Source organism: Cupriavidus sp. PET2-C1 (assembly GCF_054515855.1).
Genome location: NZ_CM137259.1, coordinates 3,339,905 through 3,352,032, shown reverse-complemented (window position 1 = coordinate 3,352,032; position 12,128 = coordinate 3,339,905). Strand labels below are relative to the sequence as shown.

Genomic DNA, 12,128 nt, shown 5'->3' with positions numbered 1-12,128 from the left:
CGCTGGCGCGCCTCACCGCCTGCGGCAGGTCAGCCGATGCGCATGCCCGGCACAGCGCCTTCGTGCGGCTCCAGGATCCAGAGGCCCGGCGTGGCCTTCTCATCCGCTGCCGATGCGGCCAGCACCATGCCCTCGGACAGCCCGAACTTCATCTTGCGCGGAGCCAGGTTGGCCACCATCACGGTGAGCTTGCCCACCAGCTGCTCGGGCGTGTAGGCCGACTGGATGCCGGAGAAGACGTTGCGCGTCTTGCCTTCGCCCAGGTCCAGCGTGAGCTGCAGCAGCTTGCTCGAGCCTTCCACCTTCTGGCAGTCCACGATCTTGGCCACGCGCAGGTCGATCTTGGCGAAGTCGTCGATCGTGATGGTGTCGGCGATGGGCTCGATCGATGCAGCGGCGGCATCCGCTTCACCGGCGGGCGCGGTGGCCTGCAGCGAGTCGCGGTTGGCGGCCAGCAGTGCATCGACCTGCTTGGCATCGACACGCGTCATCAGGTGCGAGTACGGCTGCACCGGGCGCGAGGCCGAGAGTTGCTTGTCGATGCCGCGCCAGTCCAGCGGCTCGATATTGAGGAAGCGCTCCACGCCCGCGGCCATCTGCGGCACCACCGGCTTGAGGTAGACGGTGAGCAGGCGGAAGGCTTCCAGCGAGACCGAGCAGGCAGCGTGCAGGGCCGCGCGCTTGCTTTCGTCGCGTGCCAGCTCCCACGGCTTCTCCGTGTCGACGAAGGCGTTCACCGAATCCGTGAGCTCCATCACCAGGCGCAGCGCCTTGCTGTACTCGCGGGCTTCATAGAACTGTGCCACTTGCGGCGCGGCTTCACGCAATTGCTTGAGCAGCGGGTGGGCCAGCGCGGCCTCGTCCACCACGCCGTCGAAGCGCTTGACCAGGAAGCCGGCGGCGCGGCTGGCAATGTTGACGTACTTGCCGATCAGGTCGCTGTTCACGCGCGCAATGAAGTCATCGAGGTTCAGGTCGAGGTCTTCCATGCTGGCATTGAGCTTGGCGGCGAAGTAGTAGCGCAGCCATTCCGGGTTCATGCCGGTGTCGATATAGCTCTGCGCGGTGATGAAGGTGCCGCGCGACTTGCTCATCTTGGCGCCGTCCACCGTCAGGAAGCCGTGCGCGAACACGTTGGTGGGCGTGCGGTAGCCCGAGAAGCGCAGCATGGCCGGCCAGAACAGCGTATGGAAATACAGGATGTCCTTGCCGATGAAATGGTATTGCTCGGCGGTGGAGTGCGGGCCTACCCAGGCGTCGAAATCGATGCCCTTCTTTTCGGCCAGGTTCTTGAAGCTGGCGTAGTAGCCGATCGGCGCATCCAGCCACACGTAGAAATACTTGCCGGGAGCGCCGGGAATCTCGAAGCCGAAGTAGGGCGCATCGCGCGAGATGTCCCAGTCCGACAGCGTGGAAGCCTCGCCTTCGGCGCCCAGCCATTCCTGCATCTTGTTGGCCGCTTCCGGCTGGGCCAGGTCAGCCACCCACTCGCGCAGGAAGGTTTCGCAGCGCGGGTCGGACAGCTTGAAGAAGTAATGCGCGGAGGACTTGCGCACCGGCGTGGCGCCCGACACCACCGAGTACGGGTTTTTCAGGTCGGTGGGCACGTAGGTGGTGCCGCAGACTTCGCATGAGTCGCCGTACTGGTCCTTGGCGCCGCACTTCGGGCATTCGCCCTTGATGAAGCGGTCCGGCAGGAACATGTTCTTGACCGGGTCGTAGAACTGTTCGACCTCGCGCTCGGCGATCAGGTCCTCGGCCTTCAGCGCCAGGTAGATCTTCTCGGAGAGCTGCTTGTTCTCATCCGAGTCGGTGCTGTAGTAGTTGTCGAACGACACCATGAAGCTGTCGAAGTCGCGCTTGTGCTCGGTCCACACGCGATCGATCAGCTGCTTGGGCGTTATGCCTTCCTTCTCGGCCCGCAGCATCACCGGGGTGCCGTGCGTGTCGTCCGCGCCGACGTAGTAGACCTCGTTCGCCATCATGCGCTGGAAGCGCACCCAGATGTCGGTCTGGATGTATTCCACCAGGTGGCCGATATGGATCTGGCCGTTGGCATAGGGCAGGGCAGAAGTAACGAGGATGCGACGTGCGGTCATGGAAAAATTGCCGGTCAGGAGGGGGTTGGACGGAAAGGCGGGGGGCGTCGCCACCAAGGTCGGGCGGGCACCGTGAGAGGGCTATTCTAACAAGCGGGGCGGGCAGCGCGTGCACTGCGCAGGGGCGTGGCGGGAAGAGCCTGCTTTGGCTGGAGTGCTTCGGCTGTAATTTAGTGACTAAAAGTGCACTCAATAAGCTGAGGACAAAAAAAGCGCCGGTCAGAACCGGCGCAGCTTTCCACAACGGAAAAGGAGGAGAAATCAGGTACCGCCCGGGAGGTCAGCCACCCATCGCGAGCCAGCAACGGTGACAAGCGGTACCTATTTCTATGACCGCATCATCTCTGAATTGGTTTCAAATAAATTTCGACCCGGCGATTTTGTGCGCGCCCGGCCTCGGTGGCGTTGTCCGCGACCGGCTGGGTCTGGCCCCGTCCTTCGGCTGCCAGGCGGGGCCGGGCGACGCCTCGGTCACCCAGATAGGCCGCGACGCTCTGGGCGCGGCGCTGCGACAGCTGCATGTTGTAGTTCGGGTTGCCGGTGCTGTCGGTATGGCCTACCACGGTGGCGGAAACGTCCTGTTGCTGGGCAAGGGTCTGCGAGACCTGGTCGAGCACCGAGCGGAACGACGGCTTGATGGTGGCGCTGTCCGTATCGAAGGTCACCTGGCTCGGGATGTTCACCTTGAGCGAGCCGTCCGGCTGCTCGGTGATCTGCGTGCCCGTGCCCGCCGTGTCCTTGCTCAGCTTGCCGCGGATTGCGTTCCAGTTGTAACCCGTGGCCCCGCCCAGGGCCCCGCCGACCGCCGCGCCGACGAGCGTGCCGGTGGTATTGCCGCCGATCAGGTTGCCCAGGCCGGCGCCGACCGCCGCGCCCACGCCAGTGCCGACCGCGGTCTGGGTGCCTTGTTCTGTGGCGCAGCCCGCGGCAAGGGTGGCGACAATGGCAAGGCTGACGAGCTTGAGTTTCATGCTTTCTCCTTCAGGACGAAGCGTTTTGTTTTGGCTGATTTTGACGTGGTGCGCGCAACACCGCTAGAAATAACGCGGAAGACACCCGAATACAAGGGTCCGGACCGTATTCACCGGGCTCGCGTTCCTGGCGCACTACAATAAGGAGATGATGCCGGGTGCACAAGCCTGTTGCTGTGACAGTTGTAAGTGCGTGTAATTCCACGTGCGGATCATGGGCCTGCCGCCCTCGCGTTACCCTCACGTTACCCTTGCGCCGCACTTCGCTCATACTTTGATACAGTACGCGCCTTCCCCCATATTCCCATATTCAGTAGCGGAGATTGTCTTGAGCCTCACCGTCGACCAGGTTACCGAAGTCCTGCGCACCGTGATCGACCCCAACACGGGCCGGGATCTGGTGTCCACCCGTTCGGCTCGCAATGTGCGGGTCGAAGGCGGCGATGTGTCGCTGGAAGTGGAGCTGGGTTATCCCGGCAAGAGCCAGCTGGAACCGATTCGCAAGCAAGTGGTGGATGCGCTGCGCCAGTTGCCTGGCGTGGCCAATGCCAACGTGGCCGTCAGCATGAAAATCGTGGCCCATGCGGTACAGCGCGGCGTCAAGCTGCTGCCGGGCGTCAAGAACGTGATCGCCGTGGCGTCGGGCAAGGGCGGCGTGGGCAAGTCCACCACCGCCGTCAACCTGGCGCTGGCGCTGTCCGCCGAGGGTGCCCGCGTGGGCATGCTCGACGCCGACATCTACGGCCCGAGCCTGCCCATGATGCTGGGCATCGATGGCCGCCCCGAGTCGTCCGATGGTCAGACCATGGAGCCGCTCGAAGGCCATGGCCTGCAGGCCAACTCGATCGGCTTCCTGATCGAGCAGGACAACCCGATGGTGTGGCGCGGCCCGATGGTGACCTCGGCGCTGGAGCAGTTGCTGCGCCAGACCAACTGGCACGATCTCGATTACCTGATCGTCGACATGCCGCCGGGCACCGGCGACATCCAGCTGACGCTGTCGCAGAAAGTGCCGGTGACGGGTGCTGTCATCGTCACCACTCCCCAGGATATCGCCCTGCTGGACGCCAAGAAGGGCCTGAAGATGTTCGAGAAGGTGGGCATCCCCATCCTCGGCATCGTCGAGAACATGGCTGTCTACTGCTGCCCGAGCTGCGGCCACGTCGAGCATATCTTCGGCGAGGGCGGTGGCGAGAAGATGTGCGAGGACTACGGCGTGGACCTGCTGGGCAGCATGCCGCTTAACCGCTCGATCCGCGAGCAGGCCGACAGCGGCCGGCCCACGGTGGTGTCCGATCCTGACAGCCCGATCGCCGAGCTGTACCGCACCATGGCGCGCAAGGTGGCTATCAAGGTGGCCGACCGCGCCCGCGATATGACCAGCAAGTTCCCCAGCATCGTGGTGCAGAACACCTGATCCCCATGGACACGCCAGCCGACTCCGCTGCAGGCAACCCGGCCCCCGACGCCGTGCCCGCCGGCCGGCCCGGCGTGACCATGGCCGTGGTGATGCACCGCGTGCCGCTGGCCAGCCGCTGGCAGCCTTGGAAATGGGAGCTCGGCGCCGTGCTGCCGGATCTTGGCGAATTCGGCGCCGTGCCCCACTGCCTGGCGCAGGACGAACACGGCGCGCGCTGGCTGTACCCGGGCTACGCCGTCACGCTGTTCCGCGACGAGGCCGAGGGCTATTACCTCAACCTCACTTCCACCACGCCCTGCTGGTTCGTGCTGTGGCGCATGGCAGAGGAGGGCGGGCAGGCTGCCGTGCCGACGTCGCGCGACGGCGAGCCGCTGCCGGTCCCGGTGACCGTGACACTGTCCTACAACGAGGCCGGACGCTGGCTTGACGCCGGCGAAACCGTCGAGAACGTGCCGCTGGCCCCTGACCAGCTGGAGTGGCTGCAAGCCTACGTGGCCCAGTACTACCGCCCCGAGCCCAAGAAACGCCGCCGCCCGGAATCATTCAAGGCGCCGGAGGACAGGGCGCGCTACTGATGCAGGCAGGCCGCACATGAGCGATGCTTCCTTCCTGTCGCGCTGGTCCCGTCGCAAGGCCGCGGCGCGCGACGGCAAGCCGCTTGAGGCTGAGCCACGCCTGCCGGCGGAGTCGTCCGTGCCTCCCGGCAGGGATGCGCCAGTAGCCCAGGCACTGCCAGACCCCGTTCCACCTACCCCAGCCGCTGAACCGCTTCCCACGCTAGCCGATGCCGCCTTGCTGCAGCCGGGCGACAGCATCGCCCGCTTCGTTGTGCGCGGCGTGGACGAAGACGTGAAGCGCGCCGCGCTCAAGACCTTGTTCGCCGATCCGCATTTCAACGTGATGGACGGCCTCGATACCTATATCGACGACTACAGCCAGCCCGATCCGATTCCGCTGGATGTGCTGCGGCGCATGCGCCAGTCCGAGACGCTGGGGCTGTTCGCGCCCACCGACGAGGAACTGGCGGCGGCTCGCGCACAGCAAGAAGGGCCCGATGTGCAAGACGCTGCCCTGGCGCCGCCAGAGCCGCCTGCCACGTTGCCACAGACAGCCGGCGAGGCTGGGGAGCCCGGCATTGCGACCGCCACCGGCGCCGCCACCGATGCCGATGCCGGCGTGTCTCCTGCCGCGTCCCGGGCCGACCATTCCGCCCCAGGCAAACACGCGTAGTCGCTGCCCTCGGCGCGGCCTACAATAGGCTTCCCCCCACATTCCGCCGGCGGCAAGACTCCCGACAAAGGGAGCGGCCAGGCCGGCCAGCCGCACTCTCCATGCCGACGCTGATCTGCAATTGCAACGACACGATGCCGCTTGACGGGGCGGCATTGTCGGGCAATGTTCCTGCGCCCGCGGGTGGCGTGAAGACGCCACTCAAGGTCCATCACCTGCTGTGCCGCCGCGAGATTGGAGACTTCAACGCCGCGCTCGCCGGCACCGACGATGTCATCGTGGCTTGCACGCAGGAACGCGCGCTGTTTACCGAGGTAGCCGCCCGGCGCCAGGCCGAGGGCACCATGACGGCGCCCGTGCGCTTCGTCAATATCCGCGAGACCGGTGGCTGGTCGCAGGGGGCGCGGCGCGACCCGAAAACCGCCAACGCCAAGATCGCCGCCTTGCTGGCCGCCGCCGCGCTGCCGGACCCGGATCCGGTGCCCGTGGTGGACTACCGCTCCGGCGGCGCTGTGCTGGTGCTAGGCCCCGCCGACCGCGCGATCCCCTGGGCCGGTAAGCTGGCCGAAGCCGGCATGGATGTTTCGGTGCTGCTCAGCGCCGCCGCCGCCGGGGCCATGGCCCCGGCCGGCCTGCCCGCCTCGCGGGCATTCCCCGTGCACAGCGGCAAGCTGGTCAAGCTCGGCGGCTGGCTGGGCGCCTTCGAGGCCAGCTGGGAGACCGGCGCGGGACGCAGCAACCCGATCGACCTGGACCTGTGCACGCGCTGCAATGCCTGCATCGACGCTTGCCCGGAAGACGCCATCGATTTCAGCTACCAGGTGGACCTGGACCGCTGCCGCTCGCACCGCGCCTGCGTGAAGGCCTGCGGCGCCGCCGCCGCGATCGACTTCGACCGCCCGGCCGCCACGGCCACGGAACGCTTTGACCTGGTGTTCGACCTGGCCGACACGCCAGCCTTCCTCATGCACGCGCCGCCGCAGGGCTACCTGTACGCCGGCGCGGATGCGCTGCGCCAGCATGCGCAGGCATTGGCGCTGGTCCAGCTGGTGGGCGAGTTCGAGAAGCCGAAGTTCTTCCAGTACAAGGAGAAACTTTGCGCGCATGGCCGCAACCAGACCACGGGTTGCACGGCCTGTATCGACATCTGCTCCACCGAAGCGATCCGCTCGCAATGGCACGACGGGCGCGGCCGCATTGAGGTCACGCCGAACCTGTGCATGGGCTGCGGCGCGTGTACCACGGTGTGCCCGAGCGGCGCCATCAGCTATGCCTATCCCAAGCCGGATCACCTCGGCGAGCGGCTGCGCACCCTGATCTCGACCTACCGCGCTGCGGGCGGGCGCGACGCTGTGCTGTTGCTGCATGGCGAGGAGCACGGCAATGCGCCCATCCTGGCGCTGGGCCGCGCCGCGCGCGCCGGACAGGCCCACGGCATGCCACCCAATGTGATTCCGGTGGGGTTGTTCCACCCGGCTGCGTGCGGGCTTGAGCTGTGGCTGGCGGCCATCTGCTGGGGCGCTGGCCGCGTCGCCGTGATGCTCACCGGTGACGAGGCCCCGCAATACCGTACGGCGCTGGCCGGGCAGGTAGCCGTGGGGCAGGCCATTCTGGCGGGCCTCGGCTATGACGGCGAACGCCTGTCGCTGGTGGACGGCCCGGATGCCGCCACGCTGGATGCGCAACTATCGGCCTTGGCCGCGCCGGGAGGCGACCGGCCAGCCGCGCCACCCGCCGTGTTCCACGCGGCGGCCGCCAAGCGCGAGACGCTGGATTTTGCGCTTGATCATCTCGTGCGCAATGCGCCGCGCCCGGCCGCCAGCGTTGCGCTGCCTGCCGGGGCGCCGCTGGGCGCGGTGGCGGTGGACACCGGGCGTTGCACGTTGTGCATGGCCTGCGTTGGCGCCTGTCCCTCGCAAGCCCTGCGCGATAATCCCGAGCAGCCAGTGCTGGGCTTCCTGGAGCGCAACTGCGTGCAGTGCGGCTTGTGCGAGAAGACCTGCCCGGAAGACGCCATCACCCTGGTGCCGCGCTTGCTCACCGGTGAGCAAGCGCGGCGCACCGTGACATTGGCCGAGACCCAGCCCTTCCATTGCATTCGCTGCGCCAAGCCGTTTGGCACCGCCCAGATGGTGCATGCCATGCTGGCCCGGCTGGCGAGCCACCCGGCGTTTGCCGGCGAGGCCGCCGAGCGCCTGAAGATGTGCGGCGATTGCCGCGTCGTCGACATGCTGGAAAAGAACAGCGGCGAGGCCAGCGGCAACGCCTTGCAATAGCCAAGCAGGCCATCCTTGAGAATCATCACGACATGACAGATTTCCAGCCTATCCAGCTGATCCCTCCGGTCGCCCACGCGGCGCCCGACGCAGAAGACACCGCCCGGGCGGACCTCTACGGCCTGCTGGCCACGCTGCTGTATCGCGCGCCGGATGCCGCGCTGCTGCACCATATCGCCGCCAACCGCGCGCACGGCGAGGACGCCGCCACGCCGCTGGGCGACGCCTGGAACGATTTGTGCGACGCAGCATCGGTCACCACGGCCGAGGAAGCCAGCGACGAATACCAGGAATTGTTCGTCGGCGTGGGCAAGCCGGAAGTCCTGCTGTACGGCTCCTACTACCAGACCGGCTTCCTCAACGAGCGCCCGCTGGTGGCGCTGCGCGACGACCTGGCGCGCTATGGCCTGGTGCGCCAGGACAATGTCAGCGAGACCGAGGATCACATCGCCACATTGTGCGAGGTGATGCGTTTCCTGGTGGCGGGCGAGGATGCCGGCGTGGCAAACCTTGCCGAGCAGCAGCATTTTTTCTCGCGCCATCTGCAGTCATGGGTGGAAACCCTGTGCGACAGCGCGGCGGCGCATCCGCACGCGCGCCTCTATGCCCGCGTGGCCGCGCTGCTGAAGGCCTTCATGGCGGTCGAGGCGATCGCGCTGGAAATGCATTGATCGCACGCAAGTTCTTGATTGCCATCATGGAAATCCCGCAGATCCATGGTCTTTCGACACATATCATTCTAAAATAGGCAATAGCGTTCATAACAGGATTGGTAATCGGTCTGGACTGACCGAGGAGCCCCCCAAAATGAAAGACAAGCAGCCGAAGGCCGCGCGCCGCGCCTTCCTTGCCGGCACCGGGGTTGTTGCCGCTGCCGGCGCCGCCGCCGCGCTGACGTCGCGCGGTCCGGCCATGCCCGCCGTGCCCAGCCTGGCCGCGGCCATTCCCGATGCCACGCCGACCGACGGCGACGGCTACCGGGTCACAGAACATATTCGCAAGTACTACCGGACTACGCTGGTGTGAGTGGTCGCGCCCGGCGCACGCCTCGCTCTACCTCGTTTCCATCCTGGGGTGATACATGATCTTGACCCGCAAACGCGCGGCGCAGGGCAGCGCATCTTCGCAACTGGCTAGCGGCTCGGGCGAGCGCGCTGGCGGCCGGCTCTCCGAGCGTCTGGCTGCGGGGCTGGCGGGTGCCATGCCCACCATGGACCGGCGCAGCTTTCTCAAGCGCTCCGGCATCGGGGTGGGCGTGGGGCTGGCGGCTTCGCAGCTGACGCTGTTGCGCCGGGCCGATGCCGCGGATGCGTCAGGTGCCGCCGGCACTGGCGAAGGCCAGGGCAATATCGTTGTGCGCCGCACCGTATGCGGTCACTGCTCAGTGGGCTGCGCTGTCGACGCCGTGGTGCAGAACGGCGTGTGGGTGCGCCAGAACCCGGTCTTCGATTCGCCGATCAACATGGGCGCGCACTGCGCCAAGGGCGCCGCGCTGCGCGAGCACGGCCACGGCGAGTACCGGCTGAAGTACCCGATGAAGCTGGTGAACGGCAAATACCAGCGCGTCAGCTGGGATCAGGCGCTCGACGAGATCACCGCCAAGATGAAAGAGATCCGCCAGCAGACCGGGCCGGACTCGATGTTCTTCGTCGGCTCCTCCAAGCACAGCAACGAAGGGTCCTACCTGCTGCGCAAGTGGGTATCGTTCTTCGGCACCAACAACACCGACCACCAGGCACGCATCTGCCACTCCACCACGGTGGCCGGCGTGGCCAATACCTGGGGCTATGGTGCGATGACCAACTCGTACAACGATATGCAGAACGCCCGCGCGGCGCTGTATATCGGCTCCAACGCGGCCGAGGCGCACCCGGTGTCGATGCTGCACCTGCTGCACGCCAAGGAGAGCGGCTGCAAGGTGATCGTGGTCGATCCGCGCTACACCCGCACGGCCGCGAAGTCCGATTACTACGTACGGGTCCGCTCGGGCACCGATATCGCATTCCTGTTCGGCGTGCTGTACCACATCTTCAAGAACGGCTGGGAAGACCAGAAGTACATCAACGATCGCGTCTACGGCATGGACAAGGTCAAGGAGGAAGTCCTTGCCAAGTGGACGCCGGACAAGGTCGAGGAAGTCTGCGGCGTGCCCGAGGCGCAGGTCTACCAGGTGGCGGAGATCATGGCCAAGAACCGGCCCAGCACGCTGGTGTGGTGCATGGGCCAGACCCAGCACACCATCGGCAACGCCATCGTGCGCGCCTCCTGCATCGTGCAGCTGGCGCTGGGCAATATCGGCGTGTCGGGCGGCGGCGCCAACATCTTCCGTGGCCACGACAATGTGCAGGGCGCGACCGACGTGGGCCCCAACCCGGATTCCCTGCCGGGCTACTACGGGCTGGCCACTGGCGCGTGGAAACACTATGCCGCGGTGTGGGGTGTCGACTACGAATGGATCAAGAAGCAGTACGCCTCGCAGGCGATGATGGAGAAGTCCGGCACCACGGTGTCGCGCTGGATCGATATCGTTACCGAGAAGCCTGAGCTGATCGACCAGGACAACAACGTCCGCGGGGTGTTTTTCTGGGGCCACGCGCCCAACTCGCAGACGCGCGGGCTGGAGATGAAGAAGGCGCTCGACAAGCTCGACCTGCTGGTGGTGATCGACCCTTATCCGTCAGCCACCGCCGCGATGGCCAACATGCCGCCGGCGGAAGGCGACAAGGTCAACCCGAACCGCGCGGTCTACCTGCTGCCGGCGTGCACGCAGTTCGAGACCACGGGGTCCTGCACGGCCTCCAACCGCTCGCTGCAGTGGCGCGAGAAGGTGATCGAACCGTTGTTCGAGTCAATGCCGGACCACACCATCATGCAGGCCTTCGCCGACCGGCTCGGCTTTGGCAAGGAGCTGTCGAAGAACTTCAAGCTCAACGAGGTCAAGCGCGCGGGCCGGACCTGGATGGAGCCCGAAGTCGAATCCATCCTGCGCGAGATCAACGCCAGCAACTGGACCATCGGCTACACCGGGCAATCTCCCGAGCGGCTCAAGTCGCATATGCGCAATATGGAGAAGTTCGACGTGCGCACGCTGCGTTGCCTGGGCGGCAAGGATCCGCTGACCGGCTACGACCTGACCGGCGATTACTTCGGCCTGCCGTGGCCGTGCTATGGCACGCCGGAGCTCAAGCACCCCGGCTCGCCCAACCTGTATGACACCAGCCGCAACGTCATGGACGGCGGCGGCAACTTCCGCGCCAACTTCGGCGTGGAGCGCGACGGCGTCAGCCTGCTGGCCGAGGACGGCTCGTACTCGAAAGGCGCGGACATCACCACCGGCTATCCGGAGTTCGACCACGTGCTGCTCAAGAAGCTGGGATGGTGGGATGAGCTGACGGACGCCGAGAAGCAGAAGGCCGAAGGCAAGAACTGGAAGACGGATTTGTCCGGCGGCATCCAGCGCGTGGTGCTGAAGAACCATGGCTGCCACCCCTTTGGCAACGCCAAGGCGCGCGCCATCGTGTGGAACTTCCCCGACCCGATCCCGCAGCACCGCGAGCCGCTGTATTCCACCCGGCCCGACATGGTCGCCAAGTACCCCACGCACGACGACAAGATGGCGTTCTGGCGGCTGCCCACGTTGTACAAGTCGCTGCAGCAGCGCAACGTGGAGAACAAGCTCTACGAGAAATTCCCGATCATCCTCACTTCCGGCCGCCTGGTCGAATACGAGGGCGGGGGCGAGGAAACCCGGTCCAACCCGTGGCTGGCTGAGTTGCAGCAGGAGAATTTCGTCGAGATCAACCCGCGCGCGGCGTCCGATCGCGGCATCCGCAACGGCGACTTCTGCTGGGTCAGCACGCCCACCGGCGCGCACATCAAGGTGCGCGCGCTGGTGACCGAGCGCGTCGGCGTGGATACCGCCTTCATCCCGTTCCACTTCTCTGGCTGGTGGCAGGGCAAGGACCTGAAGGACTACTACCCGGAGGGCGCGATGCCGATCGTGCGCGGCGAGGCCGTCAACACGGCCACCACCTACGGCTATGACTCGGTGACGATGATGCAGGAAACCAAAACCACGATCTGCCAGATCGCACGGTTCGCCTGATCGAAAGCAAACGCGAGAGCAAGGGCA

The 12,128-nt window shown here is 66.0% G+C and carries 9 protein-coding genes; 7 read left to right on the top strand and 2 right to left on the bottom strand.

Annotation, left to right across the window (positions count from 1 at the left end):
* Window positions 1-29: 29 nt before the first annotated feature.
* Both metG and ACX12D_RS15080 read right to left on the bottom strand, forming a co-directional pair.
* Entirely contained in the window at window positions 30-2,099 is a 2,070-nt protein-coding gene (gene metG / locus ACX12D_RS15085) for a methionine--tRNA ligase (RefSeq protein ID WP_459371740.1), read from the bottom strand.
* Between the two features lie 338 nt (window positions 2,100-2,437).
* Window positions 2,438-3,070 carry an OmpA family protein gene (locus ACX12D_RS15080; RefSeq protein WP_459371739.1) on the bottom strand — a complete coding sequence of 211 codons (633 nt, stop codon included), beginning with the start codon at window positions 3,068-3,070 and terminating at the stop codon, window positions 2,438-2,440.
* A 328-nt stretch (window positions 3,071-3,398) separates the two neighbouring features.
* On the opposite strand from ACX12D_RS15080, the gene apbC reads away from it, so the two are divergent.
* The 7 genes from apbC to ACX12D_RS15045 all read left to right on the top strand — a co-directional run bounded on the left by apbC (window position 3,399) and on the right by ACX12D_RS15045 (window position 12,101).
* Complete coding sequence (gene apbC / locus ACX12D_RS15075) at window positions 3,399-4,487, top strand: iron-sulfur cluster carrier protein ApbC (protein ID WP_441633295.1); 1,089 nt, start codon at window positions 3,399-3,401, stop codon at window positions 4,485-4,487.
* A gap of 5 nt (window positions 4,488-4,492) precedes the next feature.
* Window positions 4,493-5,065: a DUF3305 domain-containing protein gene (locus ACX12D_RS15070; protein WP_459371738.1), complete on the top strand. Its 573-nt coding sequence runs from the start codon at window positions 4,493-4,495 to the stop codon at window positions 5,063-5,065.
* 16 nt (window positions 5,066-5,081) lie between these two features.
* Entirely contained in the window at window positions 5,082-5,720 is a 639-nt protein-coding gene (locus ACX12D_RS15065; protein WP_459371737.1) for a DUF3306 domain-containing protein, read from the top strand.
* 101 nt (window positions 5,721-5,821) lie between these two features.
* A complete protein-coding gene (locus tag ACX12D_RS15060; RefSeq protein WP_459371736.1) occupies window positions 5,822-7,996 on the top strand; it encodes a 4Fe-4S binding protein in 2,175 nt (724 codons plus the stop codon).
* Between the two features lie 32 nt (window positions 7,997-8,028).
* Window positions 8,029-8,667, top strand: coding sequence for a TorD/DmsD family molecular chaperone (locus ACX12D_RS15055; protein ID WP_459371734.1), 639 nt, complete (start codon window positions 8,029-8,031; stop codon window positions 8,665-8,667).
* 136 nt (window positions 8,668-8,803) lie between these two features.
* Complete coding sequence (locus ACX12D_RS15050; protein WP_441633305.1) at window positions 8,804-9,022, top strand: formate dehydrogenase; 219 nt, start codon at window positions 8,804-8,806, stop codon at window positions 9,020-9,022.
* Between the two features lie 55 nt (window positions 9,023-9,077).
* Window positions 9,078-12,101: a molybdopterin-dependent oxidoreductase gene (locus tag ACX12D_RS15045; RefSeq protein WP_459371733.1), complete on the top strand. Its 3,024-nt coding sequence runs from the start codon at window positions 9,078-9,080 to the stop codon at window positions 12,099-12,101.
* Window positions 12,102-12,128: the final 27 nt, after the last annotated feature.

Excerpts from the sequence above, each read along its gene's own strand:
- metG (WP_459371740.1), bottom strand. The coding sequence starts at position 2,099 with ATGACCGCACGTCGCATCCTCGTTACTTCTGCCCTGCCCTATGCCAAC.
- ACX12D_RS15080 (WP_459371739.1), bottom strand. The coding sequence starts at position 3,070 with ATGAAACTCAAGCTCGTCAGCCTTGCCATTGTCGCCACCCTTGCCGCG.
- ACX12D_RS15070 (WP_459371738.1), top strand. The coding sequence starts at position 4,493 with ATGGACACGCCAGCCGACTCCGCTGCAGGCAACCCGGCCCCCGACGCC.
- ACX12D_RS15065 (WP_459371737.1), top strand. The coding sequence starts at position 5,082 with ATGAGCGATGCTTCCTTCCTGTCGCGCTGGTCCCGTCGCAAGGCCGCG.
- ACX12D_RS15060 (WP_459371736.1), top strand. The coding sequence starts at position 5,822 with ATGCCGACGCTGATCTGCAATTGCAACGACACGATGCCGCTTGACGGG.
- ACX12D_RS15055 (WP_459371734.1), top strand. The coding sequence starts at position 8,029 with ATGACAGATTTCCAGCCTATCCAGCTGATCCCTCCGGTCGCCCACGCG.
- ACX12D_RS15050 (WP_441633305.1), top strand. The coding sequence starts at position 8,804 with ATGAAAGACAAGCAGCCGAAGGCCGCGCGCCGCGCCTTCCTTGCCGGC.
- ACX12D_RS15045 (WP_459371733.1), top strand. The coding sequence starts at position 9,078 with ATGATCTTGACCCGCAAACGCGCGGCGCAGGGCAGCGCATCTTCGCAA.